The 15,209-nt window shown below is 61.2% G+C and carries 10 protein-coding genes; 4 read left to right on the plus strand and 6 right to left on the minus strand.

Features of this window, described 5'->3' with window-relative positions:
* The first annotated feature begins 237 nt into the window (after positions 1-237).
* The 4 genes from CLV45_RS16225 to leuB all read left to right on the plus strand — a co-directional run bounded on the left by CLV45_RS16225 (position 238) and on the right by leuB (position 4,898).
* Positions 238-1,404, plus strand: coding sequence for a 2-isopropylmalate synthase (locus CLV45_RS16225; protein ID WP_100337680.1), 1,167 nt, complete (start codon positions 238-240; stop codon positions 1,402-1,404).
* Positions 1,405-1,569: 165 nt separating this feature from the next.
* A complete protein-coding gene (gene leuC / locus CLV45_RS16230; protein ID WP_100337505.1) occupies positions 1,570-2,964 on the plus strand; it encodes a 3-isopropylmalate dehydratase large subunit in 1,395 nt (464 codons plus the stop codon).
* A 228-nt stretch (positions 2,965-3,192) separates the two neighbouring features.
* Positions 3,193-3,789: a 3-isopropylmalate dehydratase small subunit gene (leuD, locus tag CLV45_RS16235; RefSeq protein WP_100337506.1), complete on the plus strand. Its 597-nt coding sequence runs from the start codon at positions 3,193-3,195 to the stop codon at positions 3,787-3,789.
* Positions 3,777-4,898 (plus strand): 3-isopropylmalate dehydrogenase, encoded by a 1,122-nt coding sequence (gene leuB / locus CLV45_RS16240; RefSeq protein WP_100337507.1) that lies wholly within the window; start codon positions 3,777-3,779, stop codon positions 4,896-4,898. Before leuD ends, leuB begins: the two co-directional genes overlap by 13 nt.
* A gap of 126 nt (positions 4,899-5,024) precedes the next feature.
* Here leuB and CLV45_RS16245 read toward each other — a convergent pair whose 3' ends face one another.
* The 6 genes from CLV45_RS16245 to fbaA form a co-directional block, all read right to left on the minus strand.
* Entirely contained in the window at positions 5,025-7,019 is a 1,995-nt protein-coding gene (locus CLV45_RS16245) for a carbohydrate-binding protein (protein ID WP_100337508.1), read from the minus strand.
* A 95-nt stretch (positions 7,020-7,114) separates the two neighbouring features.
* Complete coding sequence (locus tag CLV45_RS16250) at positions 7,115-8,656, minus strand: glycosyl hydrolase (RefSeq protein ID WP_100337509.1); 1,542 nt, start codon at positions 8,654-8,656, stop codon at positions 7,115-7,117.
* A gap of 62 nt (positions 8,657-8,718) precedes the next feature.
* Positions 8,719-11,157 (minus strand): carbohydrate-binding protein, encoded by a 2,439-nt coding sequence (locus tag CLV45_RS16255; RefSeq protein ID WP_100337510.1) that lies wholly within the window; start codon positions 11,155-11,157, stop codon positions 8,719-8,721.
* Positions 11,158-11,271: 114 nt separating this feature from the next.
* Complete coding sequence (locus CLV45_RS16260) at positions 11,272-12,702, minus strand: carbohydrate-binding protein (RefSeq protein ID WP_100337511.1); 1,431 nt, start codon at positions 12,700-12,702, stop codon at positions 11,272-11,274.
* A gap of 534 nt (positions 12,703-13,236) precedes the next feature.
* Entirely contained in the window at positions 13,237-13,770 is a 534-nt protein-coding gene (locus tag CLV45_RS16265) for a TetR/AcrR family transcriptional regulator (protein ID WP_100337512.1), read from the minus strand.
* Positions 13,771-14,065: 295 nt separating this feature from the next.
* Positions 14,066-15,151 carry a class II fructose-bisphosphate aldolase gene (gene fbaA / locus CLV45_RS16270; protein ID WP_100337513.1) on the minus strand — a complete coding sequence of 362 codons (1,086 nt, stop codon included), beginning with the start codon at positions 15,149-15,151 and terminating at the stop codon, positions 14,066-14,068.
* Between the last annotated feature and the right edge of the window lie 58 nt (positions 15,152-15,209).

The raw sequence follows: 15,209 nt of genomic DNA on the forward strand, positions 1-15,209 counted from the left end.
TACCATGGCGCGCGAGATGTCTCCCATTGGCCGACATGACGTTCTTTGTTTAGTCTTGTACCCAGTAGTTTCTGCGTTAGGAGTTGTAGTTGGGTAAAATTTAATACACTGACATTCAAGTTATTATAAATAAAAAACGTCGTATTGGAAATAGTAGGCGTGCCGAGGAGTCGTTTTCCCGGCTGCGCTTTGCCGGTGTACTTGCGGGCAGCAATTCGCTGTAAGTACTCCGATAATATGGCTGCTCAGAAAATTCAGATCTTCGATACGACCCTGCGCGACGGGGAACAGGTGCCTGGCTGCAAGCTCAACCAAGACGAGAAACTCGTCATTGCCCGGCAGCTCGAGCTACTCGGTGTCGACGTGATTGAGGCGGGCTTCCCCGTGTCGAGCCCCGGCGACTTTGCCGCCGTGGCGGCCATTGCGGCCCAAACCCGGGAGGCTACGGTCTGCGGCCTTTCCCGGGCGGTAGAAAACGACATTCGGGTGGCGGCTGAGTCGCTGCGCCACGCCCGCTACCCGCGAATTCACACCGGCATCGGCACTTCGGACTCCCACATCAAGTTCAAGCTCAACTCCACGCCGGAGCAGGTTATTGAGCGGGCCGTGGCGGCCGTGAAGCTGGCCAAATCCTTCGTGGAAGACGTGGAGTTTTACGCCGAAGACGCCGGCCGTACCAACAACGAGTTTCTGGCTCGCGTGTGCGAAGCCGCCATTCGGGCCGGGGCCACGGTGCTCAACATTCCGGACACGACCGGCTACTGCCTGCCCGAGGAATACGGCGCCAAAATCAAATATCTGTACGAAAACGTGCGGGGCGTGCACAACGTGACGCTTTCCACGCACTGTCATAACGACTTGGGCTTGGCCACGGCCAATTCCATTGCCGGCGTCATGAACGGCGCCCGGCAGATTGAATGCACCATAAATGGGGTAGGGGAGCGGGCCGGCAACACGGCGTTAGAGGAGGTTGTGATGATTCTGCGCCAGCACCCTTACCTCCATTTGGATACGGGCATCACCACGCCGCTGCTGGCCGAAACCTCGGCCATGGTGTCGCACATGATGGCCATGCCCGTGCAGCCCAACAAGGCTATTGTGGGAGCGAATGCCTTTTCGCATTCGAGTGGAATCCACCAGGACGGCGTAATCAAGCACCGCGAGACGTACGAAATCATTGATCCGCGCGAGGTGGGCGTGGCGGATTCGTCGATTGTACTAACCGCTCGTTCGGGGCGCGCCGCCCTGGCGTACCGCCTGCAGAAAATTGGCTACGACTTCGACAAACACGCCCTGAACAAGGCTTACGCCTCCTTCCTGCAGCTGGCCGACCGCCAGAAGGAAGTAGTCGATACCGACCTGCACAGCTTGGTGGAACAGGAAAACCTGGTTGCTGCCAACTAATCCGCTGCCGCTTATGAACCTGCCCCTGCAACACAGCCAAGTTGAGCCGCGCGCTGCCGCCCGCTCGTCGCGCTGCCCCGACTGGATAACCTACGCCGCCGAGCAAGCGCGCCAAGGCAACCGGTCCGCGGAAAACACGCCTCCTAAGGCTTCAAAGTAAGCATCATGGCCAAGTCCTTATTCGATAAAATCTGGGATGCCCACGTGGTGAAAACCATTCCCGGCGGGCTGGAGGTGTTTTACATCGACCGGCACCTGATTCACGAAGTCACCAGCCCGCAGGCCTTCGATGAGCTGCAGGAGCGGGGCCTGCCCCTGAGCCGGCCGGAACAAATCCTGGCCACCGCCGACCACAACGTGCCGACCCGCAACCAGCACCTCCCGATTGAGGACCCGCTGAGCCGCTCCCAGGTAGATAAGCTCACCGAAAACTGCCAAAAGTTCGGCGTGGAGCTGTTCGGGCTGGGCCACCAGTACCAGGGTATCGTGCACGTCATCGGGCCGGAGCTGGGTGTGACCCAGCCGGGCATGACCATCGTGTGCGGCGACAGTCACACCTCGACCCACGGCGCCTTTGGGACCATTGCCTTCGGTATCGGCACCAGCCAAGTGACCCAGGTCATGGCTTCGCAGTGCTTGCTCATCAGCCGGCCCAAGCGCATGCGCATCACCGTGGACGGCGCGCTACGGCCCGGTGTGACGGCCAAGGATATCATCCTCTACATCATTTCGAAGCTCGGAACGGGCGGGGCTACGGGCTACTTTGTGGAGTACGCCGGCAGCGCCATTCGCGGCCTGAGCATGGAAGGCCGCATGACGGTCTGCAACATGAGCATCGAAATGGGAGCCCGCGGCGGCCTCATTGCCCCGGATGCCACTACGTTTGAGTACTTGCAAGGCCGGCCCTACGCCCCGCAGGGGGAACGGTGGGAGCAGGCCGTGGCGTATTGGCAAACCTTGTACTCGGAAGAAGGGGCCGAGTTCGAGTCGGAGCTGAGCTTCGACGCTGCCACCATTCCCCCGATGATAACCTACGGCACTAACCCCGGTATGGGCATCGCGCTGAATAGCTCGATTCCGGTGCTCGGTACCGACGGGGAAGCGGCCAGCTTCGACAAGTCGTTGGCTTATATGGGCTTTTCCCCTGGTGAGTCGTTGCTGGGCAAGGAAATCAACTACGTCTTTATCGGCAGCTGCACCAACTCCCGCATCGAGGACCTGCGGGCCGTGGCGGCGTACGTGAAGGGCAAGCACAAGGCCACCCACGTGGAGGCCATCATCGTGCCCGGCTCCAAGCTGGTCGAGAAACAAGCCATTGCCGAAGGGCTCGACCAGGTGCTGGCTGAAGCCGGCTTCGAGCTGCGGGAGCCGGGCTGCTCGGCCTGCCTGGCCATGAACGACGACAAGATTCCGGCCGGCGCCTACTGCGTCTCGACCTCCAACCGCAACTTCGAAGGTCGCCAGGGCCCCGGCGCCCGCACCTTGCTGGCCAGCCCGCTGGTGGCGGCCATCACGGCCGTGGAAGGCCGCATTGTCGACATCACCCAGTATTTGAACTGATAACCAAGCAAAAAAAGCACGTCATGTCTCGCGTTGCTCGACATGACGACCTGATAAAAAACCTAAACGAACACCCTGCTACTTTGCCGCGACCTGAGCGTCGCAAGGCACGCAAGCGAGAGGAGGAATCGGCTAGGAAGCTGGCCTTGGGCCCGCCGGACCAGTCGGCTACCGCAAACTGGTTTCTCCTTTCACTTGACGCAGCTTAAACCACCTTCCAGCCCACCCATGGAAAAATTTCAAACGCTCCGCTCGGGCGTCGTCCCGCTGCCCATCGAAAACGTCGATACGGACCAGATTATCCCGGCCCGTTTCCTGAAGGCCACGACCCGGGAGGGTTTCGGCCAAAACCTGTTTGCCGACTGGCGCTACCAGGCCGACGGGCAGCCCAAGGCCGATTTTGTGCTGAATAACCCCCGCTACCAGGGCCAGATTCTGCTGGCGGGCAAAAACTTTGGCTGCGGCTCGAGCCGGGAACATGCCGCCTGGGCTTTGTATGATGCGGGTTTCAAGGTGGTTATTTCAAGCTATTTCGCCGACATCTTCCGCGGCAATGCCCTGAACACGGGCCTGCTGCCGCTGCAGGTGTCCGATGAGGTGCTGCAGGGCTTGTTCCGGCAAATCGAGCTGGAGCCTGAAACCCAGCTGGTGGTGGATTTGCCCAGCCAGACCTTGTCGGTGCCGGTCTGGGAAACTAGTATCAGCTTCGAGTTGGACGCTTACAAGAAGGAGTGCCTGATCAACGGCTACGACGATATCGACTACCTGGTGAGCCAACGGGACGCCATCAAAACCTACGAACAGCTGCGCAAATGGGTATTTTAAGCAAACGAATCGTGGTGCTGTCCGGCGACGGAATTGGGCCGGAAGTGTGTCAGGAAGCGGTGCGGGCCCTGAAGGCCGTAGCCGACAAGTTCGGGCACGAGTTCATCTTCGACTACCAGCTCATGGGCGCCTGCGCCATCGATGCCACCGGTGACCCACTGCCGGAAGCCACCCTCGAAGCCTGCCGCACCGCCGATGCCGTGCTGCTCGGGGCCATCGGCGACCCCAAATACGACAACAACCCCAGCGCCAAGGTGCGCCCCGAGCAAGGACTGCTGCGCCTGCGCAAGTCGCTGGGACTCTATGCCAACATCCGGCCCGTGACGGCCTACGACCGGCTACTGGAACACTCGCCGCTGAAGAAAGACCGGATTCAGGGCGCCGACATGGTCATCTTCCGGGAGCTGACCGGCGGCATCTACTTCGGCGAGAAAGGCCGCCGCGACGACGGCTCGGCCTACGACAACTGCTCCTACAGCCGCTACGAAATTGAGCGGATTGCCCACCGGGCTTTTCAGGCCGCCGAAGCCCGCCGCGGCAAGCTGACCCTGGTGGATAAGGCCAACGTGCTGGAAACCTCCCGGCTGTGGCGCGAAGTGGTGCAGGACATTGCCCTGCAGTACCCCAAGGTGCTGGTCGACTACCTGTTCGTGGACAACGCGGCCATGCAGATGATTCTGAGCCCGAAACAGTTCGACGTGATTCTAACCGAAAACATGTTCGGCGACATTATCAGCGATGAGGCCTCCGTTATTGCCGGCTCGCTGGGCCTCTTGCCTTCGGCCTCCGTCGGCGACGAAGTAGCGCTGTTCGAGCCCATTCACGGCTCCTACCCGCAGGCCAAGGGCAAGGGAATTGCCAACCCCATTGCCACGATTTTGTCGGCGGCCATGCTGCTGGAGCACTTCGGGCTGCAAGAGGAAGCCAACTCGGTGCGCAAAGCCGTGGACAATGCCCTCGAGCAAGGCGTGCTGACGCCCGAGCTCAACGCCAAGTCGCCCTACACGACCGAGCAAGTGGGCAGCTTCGTGGCCTACGGCATCCTGGACATCCTGGACTGCCAACTCCACAAGAACAACATTGCCCTGGGCTTGAGTACGATTATTTAGGATTGGTTTGTTTACGCAAAAAAGTCCGCTCCCAGTCTGGGAGCGGACTTTTTGTGTTTCGGGTAGCTCTCGTCAAACCGTCATGTCTCCCGTTGGTCGACATGGCATGCAGAATAGCCTCGGTTTTTACTCGGCTTCCTTGACAAAGCGGCGCGTCACGCTGGCCTGTCCTTCAGCAACCAAGCGTACCGTGTAGACCCCGGCTTTCAGCGCCGCAACGTCCAGGTCGGCGGCCGAAAGCTGCCCGCTCAGCACGGTGCGGCCGGTTACGTCGACTATTTGGTACTGACTGCCAGCCAGGTTGGCCTCCGAGCGGAAATGCAGGGTGCGGGCGGCCGGGTTGGGGTACAGGTCCAGGTTTCGGTCGAGCTGGGAGCTGGTGGTGGCCAGGGTAGTGCCAGCGGGCCGGGCGGCTCCGGCTTTGGTGATGCGCAGCCAGTTGAAGTTCCAGCCGCCGGCCTGGGCGTACACGCCGAAGCTGTAGGTGCCCGCGGTAATAGTTACCGTTTGCGACACGGTGGTCCAGGTTTGCCAGCCGCCAGTGGCCGGAATGGTCACGTTGCCGAGCTGAATGGCGCCGGCATTGAGGTCCGACGATAAGGTGCTGCCGCTGGGACTGGCCACCCGGTATTCGATGAGGTAGGTGCCGGTGGTAGGGAAGTTGACGTTGGCGTAGGCCATCCAGTCGGTAGCGTCGATATAGCCCACGTTTTGGCCCCCGCCGGTGTCGGTGGTAGTTTCGGTCTGCACGCCCTGCATGCTGGTGTAGGCTTCGGCCTGGATGGTAGTCGAGAAGCTGGGCGTGGCGCTGGCGAAGTTGAGCCAGTTCACGTTGCAGCCCGTGGAGGCCACTGCGTACAGGCGCAGGGTTTGGCGGCCGGCGGGCAGGGTCACGGTGGCGTTAATGGTTTGCCAGCTCTGCCAGCCACCGGTGTTGCCCACGTTGATGCTGCCCAGCACCGCGCCGCTGCTGGTGCGCAGCTGCAACGTGGCGCCGCCGGTAGCCGAAGCCACCCGGAAGCTGAGCGTGTAGGAACCCGCCGCGGCCACGTTGACGCTGTAGTCGAGCCAGTCGCCGCCGTCGAAGTAGCTCACGTTTAGTCCGCCGCCGGTGTCGGTAGTGGTTTCAGTCTGGGTGCCCGACTGCGTGGCAAACTTTTCGGCTTCCACCCGGCCCGGAATGGCCTGTACGGGCGCTGTCGTACCGTTGCGCTGCAACACCACCTGGTTGATGGCCGTGAGCAGGGAGTTGGCACCGGTGGCATCCTGCGACAGTTCCCAGATCATGATGCCGCTGCCCTGATCGAAGGCCAGGTTGGTTTTGCTTTTGATGGTCGGGATGCCATTGTAGCCCACGCCGTCGAAGACGTCGGCGTTGGGGCTGGCGCCGCGGGCCAGCAGCTGGGCGTACGATTCCCAGGTGGGCCGGCCGTAGAAGGGCACGCCGAGCACAGTTTTGTTGGCCGGCAGGCCCCGGCCCCGCCAGTAGCTGATGGACTGGGACGCGTAGTCGTAGGTCGAGTGGTCGAAGTTGTTGTAGTCGTAGGCCATCAGGTTCAGAAAGTCTACGGAGGTGAAGACGCTGTTGAGGATGCTGGCCCCACCCGTGCCCACTACGGCGGCCGTGAGCAGCTTGCCGCGGCTGTGCATCTCGGTGGATAGCTGCTGCATCAGCAGGGCGTGGTTGTTGGCCGAGGCCCCGGCGTCGGGGTATTCCCAGTCGATGTCCACGCCGTCGAGGTTGTACTGGTTGGCAAAGTTGACCAGATTGGTAACGAAGGTGTTGCGGTAGGTGGCATTGGCCCCGATGCTTTCGAAGCCGCTGTCATTGCCATCATTCCAGCCGCCGACCGAAATCAGCACTTTCACCCCGTTGGCGTGGGCCGTCGACACCAGGCTTTGGAGCTTGGACGGGTTTTCAATGGGCTGCAGGCCGCCGGTGGTGGTGGGCAGCAGAAAAGCGTAGTTGATGTGAGTCAGCTTGCTGTACTGTACGGTGCTTACGTCGCCGGCCCAGGAGGGCATGTAGCCGATAACCCGGAACTGGGCAAACGTGGTGAGCGAGGCCAGCAAAAGCAGCACTAGGGCTATGGCTCGTTTGAGTAAGCTGTTCGTTTTCATAGAATGGGTTTTGGAGTGGAAAAAGGGACAGGTCGGCGGGCCGCCGGGCGTCGGCAGAGAGTGGGGTAGCGGGCAGAAGAGCCAAGTGGCTAGGTTTAGCGCTTCACAAACCGTTGGGTGAGCTGCCGCCCATCGGTAGTGGTGGCCCGCACGACGTACAGGCCGGCCGGCAAGGTGACAATGTTGAGCTCAGCATCAGGGCCCGAGCGGGTAAGCACAGTGCGGCCCAGGGCGTTGGTGATGGTCAGGTGCCGCAGGCCGGTTCCGTCGCCGACGGCCACGTGCAGCGCGGTTTCGGCGGGGTTGGGGTAAAGCTGCAGGGTTTCGGCCGGGCCGGTGGTGGCCACCGCGGCCGTCTTCAAGGCACTGGCGGCACTGCCGAATACCTCGATTTCGTAGAGCGAGTAGCCGTAAGCGGTGGCGCGCCGGGTGCCCAGCAGGCGCAGGTAGCGGCCCCGACCGCTGAGCCCAGTCAGGTTGTCGACGCCCCCGTCGCCGTTGACTACGGTTCGAATCGTGGTCCAGGTGAGGCCGTCTGGGGAAGTTTGGAGCTGGTAATCCGGGGCAAAGGCGGCCTCCCAGCTCAGCTGCACGCGGGTGAAGTTTTGGGTGCTGCCAAAGTCGAGCTGCAGGTACTGCGGGTCGGCAAAAGCACTGGCCCAGCGGGTATTGATGTTGGTATCGGTAGCGTTGGCCGCTCCGGTAGCGTTGCTTTCCTGGGAGGAAGCCCGGGTGGCTACCGGCGTAAGCCGGCCCGGTTCCCAGCCCACGGGCAGGCTCACGTACTGCTGGCCCAGGGGCGTCAGCTGGCCGGAGGCACCGAGCAGGTTGATGTTGGGAATCTCGTTGTTGCGGCCCGAAAACCAGGCATAGCGGAAAATGGCCGGCTCTTTCTCCAGGTAGTTTACCGCGTCCAGCAGGTATTTCTGCTGCACGGCCAGCGAAATCTGGGTGGCGGGCATGTCGCCGCAGGCAAACTCGGTCAGCCAGATGGGCTTGTTATACTTCTTGAGCTCGGCAATCTTGTCGCGCAGCCAGCGTTCCTCACACACGTAGGTGTGCACCGCAATGTAGTCGACCTGACAGGTGGGGCAGGCGGCAAAAAAGGCGTCCAGGTACTGCGTGGGCGAGTAGTAGGTAGTGCCGTTTTCCGCAACACAGTCGCCGCAGTAGTTCACGGCCGGCGACACGAGCTTGAGGTTTTTGCGCCGGGCTACTTCCTGCAGCACCGGCCACAGCGCCGCCGCCTGGGTGGGCGTCAGGTTGGCCTGATACCGAAAGTTGGGCTCGTTGAACCCCAGCAGGTACTTGGCTCCGGCCGGAATATTAGCTGCTAGCCGGTCGGCGGTAACGGGGCTGCCGTCCAGGTCGCGGCCCCACTGCATGGGCACGTAGTCCACGCCCAGGCCCGGGTACACGGCCGCCGCATCGGCGTCGGGCCGCGAGTACCAGTTATACCACCAGCTCACGCCCGGGGCCAGCACCTGCATGTCGGCGGCCGAATGGTAGCCGTAAGCCAGGCCCCGCTTCGGACTTTTGGTTTGGGCCTGGGCAGCGCCGGCAAAACCCAGCAGCAGCACTAGCGCCCCAAAACCAGCGCGGACGAATTTTTCCGGTATTCTGCGGCTACGTACCATAATTTCGAAGAAAATAAAGGCGGCCGGGGCAACTCAATACTGAGCGGCCCCGGCCGCCGGGGTTATTTCACAAAGCGCTTAGTGGGCTGCACTTTACCCTCGATGACGAGCCGTAGCGTGTACATGCCGGGTTGCAGGGCGGCCACGTTCAGCTGCCCGGCCGCGGCCGAGCCACTGGCTACTACCTTGCCCCAGGCGTCCAGAATCTGGTATTCACTGCCGACCAAGCTCTGATCCGCGCGAATCCGAAGCTGGTCGGTTACCGGGTTGGGGTAAATTTCCAGCGTGGGCGCGGCCTGAGCTACACTGGCCGTTTCGGAACCAGCCAGGCGGGCTGCTCCGGTCTTGGTGATGCGGACCCAGTTGAGGTTCCAGCCGCCGGTCTGGGCATAGATACCGAAATTGTAGGTGCCGGCATTGATAGTCACGGTTTTCAACACGGTGGTCCAGGTTTGCCAGCCGCCGGTGGCCGGAATGGCCGAGTTGCCGAACTGAAGGGCGCCGGCGTTGAGGTCCGACGAAATCGTGCCGCCGCTGGGGCTGGCCACGCGGTACTCGATGAGGTAAGAGCCGGTAGTGGGGACGTTGATGCCGTTCCAGACCAGGTAGTCGCCGGCATCCACGTAGCCCATGTTCTGGCCCCCGTCCACATCAGTCGTGGTTTCGGCCGTCATACCGTTGTTCACGCTGGCCGCTTCAGCTTGCAAAGTCACGCTGAAGCTGGACGCGGCCGGCTGCACCCGCAGGGAAGTGGCCTTGTCGTTCCAGTTGCCGGTGCTCAGCGGGTTATTCACCAAGCAGCTGTTGCTGGCCGTGAGCGTCAGGGCCGCGCCGCTGAAGTTGTCATTTTCGTAGAGCACCACCTGGTAGCCCCCGTTCACGGTGAGCGAGGAAATGTCGTCGTTCAGGATACCGCGGCTTTGCAGGGCCGCGAGGGTGTAGTCGCCGGCGGGCAGGGCCACGGCCGTGCCGGTGTAGTTGCAGTCCTTGTACACAGTAGCCACGCCGCTCGATACGGGAGCTGGCACCGTGCCTGAAATGCTGAACGTGCCCAGGGAGGCGTAGTCGGAGTAGCCGTCGGTGGTAGGGTTGCCGTAGCTGGTCCCGTCAATCTGCAGGTAGTAGGTGCCCGCGCCCAGGTTGGCGCTGAGCGTGGTGCTCAAGCTGCCTTGCGTATCGAAGGTGCCAATCTGGGCACCGGTACTTGTAAAGAGCCGCCCTACGATGTCCAGGTCGCCGTGCCGGCTCACGGTGCTCAGGTTCAAACTCACGGTGCCGCCACTGGTGCTGAAGGCAAAGTAGTCCTGGTCACTGGTCCGCTCGATAATGCCCGCGCCCGAAACGCTGTTGCCGTTGCGGGCCAGGTTCGTGGCCCCGCTGATGCTGTTGCTGTGGTCGTCGTTGCGGTAGCCCACGTTGTACGTGGCACCGCTCATGATGGCCAGGTCGTCCTGCGTCTGGCTGGCCGAAGCGTACTCCCCGCGGCTCCAGTGCGTGACGGGCTTGTAGTAGCCCGCACCCATAATCGGGGCCCAGTTGCCGGCCGAGCTGCGGGCGTCGTAGTACTCTTCCTTGGGGTTGAGGCGGCCGTCGTGGCTCAGGCCCAGGGTGTGGCCCACTTCGTGCGAAGCCGCTTCGCCGCCGGCTTTGGGCGAGGTCATAAACACCCAGCAGGGCGTGTCGTCGTTCCAGTTGAAGGAGGTGAGGTAGGCCACCCCGCCCGCGCCGGGCGCCGCCGTGTTGGTCGGCGTGATAATGCAGCGCATGCGCATGGTTTTGGGGTAGGAGTTGAACACGGCCTCGTCGGTAGTCACGTTCATGCTGAAGGGCCGGTAATCCTCACTGACCAGCTCCCAGAACTCCTGAATGGCCGCGTCGGTCATGCCCGAGGGCGCGGCGTTAATTGGGTTGCCGTTGTTCCAGGGCGTACCCGACACGTATTGCCCGTCGAAATCGAGCATGACGCAGCCCCGGGCGCCGGGCAGGCTTTGCAGGGAAATAACGGCGATTTTGCTGGCCGTATTATCCGTCTGGGGCGCTGGGTTCCGGTAGCCGACGGGCTGATTGTAGTCGATGCAGATAAGCTTGTTGATGTCGGCGGGCTGCACCAGCACGTTGCCGCGGGCGTCGGCCGAGTAGCTGTAAGCCTGGCGGCTCTGGCGGAAAATGATGTTGCCCTTGACGCTGCCGCCTTCAATGCGCAGCAGAAATGAGGAGCCCGGTACGTTCTGGATTTCGCCCACCACGTATTCGCCGCTGGCAGCCAGGTCTTCCCGGTAGTTTACTTTGCCCACGAAGGCCTGACTGGCCGATACGCGCAGCTGGACTGTGGGCACGGCCCGCCGGGCCTCGGCTGTTGCCGCCTGGACTTCGAGCTGCCGTACCAGCTCCTGGCTGGAGCCCAAAGAGTAAGCCGGCTGAGTGGCCCGCTCCTGGGCCTGAGTGCTGAGCGCGCCGCCGAGCAGCAACGCGCTTAGCCCGTAAAGAGTAGTTTTTTTCATGGTGATGTGGAAGGGGAAACAGAAGGAGAGCAGGAAAGAGAAAAGCGGAAAGCAACGGGTAACAGCTGAGCAGGCTGCCCCCGCGGGCAGCCTGCCGAAAGCCGTAAAAAGCGGTTATTTGCTGAAGCGGCGGGTCAGCTTCTGGTGGTCCTTGGTAACGAGGACCAGCGTGTAGAGCCCGTTTTTGAGGCCCGCCACGTCGAGGCGGTTGGTGTGGGCCGTACCGCTGGCTACTACTTTGCCCCGGTCGTCCACAATCTGGTACTGGCTGCCGCTCAGGTCTCGCTCCGCCCGAATCGTGAGCTGCGAGGTGGCCGGGTTGGGGTAGAGGTCAAACTCGGCCGGGGCTACCGTTGCTACAGCCGTTTCCGCCGCCATTCGCGCCGTGCCCGACTTGGTAATCCGGATCCAGTTAATATTCCAGCCGCCGGTCTGGGCAAAGACGCCGAAGTTGTAGGTGCCGGCATTCACATTCACCGTCTTCGACACGGTGGTCCAGTTTTGCCAGCCACCGGTAGCCGGAATGGCCACGTTGCCGAGCTGAATAGAGCCGGCGTTCAGGTCCGACGACAAGGTGCCGCCGCTGGGGCTGGCCACGCGGTACTCCAGGGTGTAAGTGCCCGAAGTCGGGAAGTTGATGCTGCTGTAGGCCATCCAGTCGCCGGCGTCAATCCAGCCCACATCCTGGCCGCCACCCGTGTCGGAGGTCGTTTCCAGCTGCACGCCGTTCATGGAGCTGTAGCTTTCGGCCTGAATAGTGAGCGAGGTGGTGGTCGGCGGGGGCGTGCTGGTTTTCTGGTACACCCGCACGTAGTCCACAAACATGGTGGCGGGCAGCTTGCTTTCGTCCACGGTTTGCCCGGGCCAGTTGCCGGCCACGGCCAGGTTCAGCAGCAGAAAGAAGGGCCGCTGAAATTCCTCGGTGCTGCCCGTGCCGCCCGTAATGTTGATTTCGTGGTACTTCACGCCGTCCACAAACCAACGGATGTAGGTCGGCTCCCATTCCACCGAGTACACGTGGTAGGCGTCGGGGGAGGTAATGATGTTGCCGCCGTACTCGGCGTGGCCGTTGCTGTCCCAGTGCACGGTGCCGTACACCTTGTTTTCGGCGTTGATGTGCTCCATAACGTCAATTTCGCCGCAGGCCGGCCAGCCCACCGACCCAATATTGGCGCCCAGCATCCAGAAGGCGGGCCACAAGCCTTGGCCCAGGGGCAGCTTCATGCGGGCCTCAATCTTGCCGAAAGTGAACTGCTTCAGCCCCTGGGTTTTCATCCGGGCCGAGGTGTAGGGCATGCCGCCCACGTTTTCCTTGCGGGCCGTAATCATCAGCTCCGTGCCGTTGACGGTGGCGTTGGCGCGCTGGTAGTACTGTTTTTCGTTGTTGCCCCAGCCGCCGCCGCCGGTTTCGAACACCCAGCTCGAACTGATGCTGCCGTTGAATTCATCAGCCCAGACTTGCTGGTAAGTTTGGGCTTTGGCCGGAACGTTGCACAATGCCAGGATGGCTGCGGCACGCCACAGCGTAGTAAAGGTTTTTTTCATGGTTGGTGGGATTGGAAGTGGAAAGAACAGACGTGCGGAAGCCGGCCGAGCAGTAGGGCTCAGAAGTAAGACCGGACGGGAAGACAAGGGGAAGAGCTAGGCGACGGCGCGAGCAATAGGCAAAGCTGCGCGGCAAGGAAAAAAGGTCGGTAGCAACAGGGGTGGTGTAGCCAAATATACCCTTTTCATCCGGCTAAAAGCAAGCTGCTAAATGGGTTCAGCAGGCGCCTGAAATTGACTCTGCTAGTAGGTTACACACTTAAAGCACACCTGCCCCGCCGGATTTAACCCGCGAAACAGGCTGGATTTCCACTTTTAGGGCACAATACCCCGCGGTTAAAAAACACGCAAAAAACCTTGTTCAATAAGTGATTTAATTGATACAATTTCAAAATATACGTTGTAATACTATAAATAAGGCAAAAAAATATGCTTCGGATGTAAGGCTGGGTTTACGCTGCCACACGCTCTGCCGGACACAAAAAAGCCGGCCCATTCCTGGCCCGGCCTCGTCGTGCTGCGTAACGGCCGCCGCTACGCCTGGTCCTGGTACTTGGACTTGATAAAGTTCAGCATCTCCTGAATCTGCTCGTCGGTTTTCTGGGCCTGAATTTTCCACAGCGCGTCGATGAGCAGCAGCAGCAGGCTTACTTCCTTGTCGGGCTCCTGGTAGTGCAGCTTCTCGAAGGCGCGGTGCAGCAGGGCCGGTACGGGCTGCAAAAACCGCTCGTGCTGCTTCTGGGCCACTTCGCTGTTGGTCAGCCGCGACTGGAGCTTCCAGAAGTACGGCTCTTCCTTGACCAGCTTATAGGGCAGCTCAATCACGCTGTGAATCAGACCCAGCGGGTCGCGCTCCTCCAGCCAGCCGCGGTTGGCCTCGATGATGCGCTTGTAGCCGTTCTTTATAATAAACTCCAGGAGTTGTTCCTTGGAGCCAAAGTACTTGAAGATCAGGGCTTCCGAGACGCCTGCCTCTTTGGCAATCAGCTGGGTGGGCGTGTGCTCGAAGCCCTTGTCGCCGAATAGCTGCAATGCTACCTGGGCAATATGCTGCTTACGGTTGGTCATGGGTGGGTGTAGTTTGAGCGGGAAAAACCCGGCGGGACAGCCTGGGAGCGGGAAAGGCCGTGAGTTAATAAAAAGCCACCAACGGGTAGCGGCCGGAAAAGTGCCAGTTGCTGTAAGCACAACCCTGCAAATCTATTAATCTGCGGCTATGTAATCATAACCCTACCCGGGCAAAAGTTGAATTGTTTTTGCCCTTACCCCTTCCGGCTGGATAGGCTTACTACAAAAAAAGCCCCCGCAAGGTTTTGCGGGGGCTTTTTCAGAAGGGGGGTAGCCACGCGGGCCGGGCAATAAACTAGGGGCGGCGGTTGACGGCGTTCAAGTCTTCGAAGGCTTGCTTGAGGCGCGCCACAAAGGTTTCTTCGCCTTTGCGCAGCCACACGCGCGGGTCGTAGTACTTCTTGTTGGGCGAGTCGGCGCCGCTGGGGTTACCGATCTGGCCCTGTAGGAAGGCTTCGTTCTGCACGTAATAGTCCTTGATACCTTCCCACAGGGCCCACTGCAGGTCGGTGTCGATGTTCATCTTGATGGCGCCGTAGCTGATGGCCTCGCGGATTTCCTCCTGCGACGAGCCCGAGCCGCCGTGAAACACGAAGTCGATGGGCAGGGCCTCCTCGATGTTGTGCTTCTGGCGCAGAAACTCCTGGGAGTTGTGCAGGATCTTGGGCTGCAGCTTCACGTTGCCGGGTTTGTACACACCGTGCACGTTGCCGAAAGCGGCGGCGATGGTGAAGCGGTTGCTCACCTCGCTCAGCTGCTCGTAGGCGTAGGCCACTTCCTCGGGCTGGGTGTAGAGCTTGCTGGAGTCCACGTCGGAGTTGTCGACGCCGTCTTCCTCGCCGCCGGTTACGCCCAGCTCAATTTCCAGCGTCATGCCAATTTTGGCCATGCGCTCCAGGTAACGCTTGCAGATTTCGATGTTCTCCTCAATCGGCTCCTCCGACAGGTCCAGCATGTGGGAGCTGTAGAGGGGCTGGCCGTACTGGGCGTAGTGCTTTTCGCCGGCTTCGAGCAAGCCGTCAATCCAGGGCAGGAGCTTTTTAGCGGCGTGGTCGGTGTGCAGAATCACCGGCACGTCGTAGAGCTGGGCCATCAGGTGCACGTGCTGGGCGCCCGAAATGGCGCCGGCAATGCTGGCGCGCTGGTCGCCGTTGGGCACCGATTTGCCGGCGAAGAACTGGGCCCCACCGTTCGAAAACTGGATGATAACCGGCGAGTTGAGCGCCTTGGCCGTTTCGAGCACGGCATTTACCGTGTTGCTGCCCGTCACGTTGACGGCGGGCAGGGCAAAGCCCTGGGCCTTGGCTACCTTAAACAGGGATTGAACTTCGTCGCCGTGGAGCACGCCGGCGCGCAAGCCGGTAAGCGTTGATTCTGCCATTGAGGGAGAGAAATTAGGGTACGAAAGGAGAATGGGAATGAGGAAGAGCGAGGGTAAG

This window comes from Hymenobacter chitinivorans DSM 11115 (genome assembly GCF_002797555.1).
In the GTDB taxonomy this organism is placed as follows: domain Bacteria; phylum Bacteroidota; class Bacteroidia; order Cytophagales; family Hymenobacteraceae; genus Hymenobacter; species Hymenobacter chitinivorans.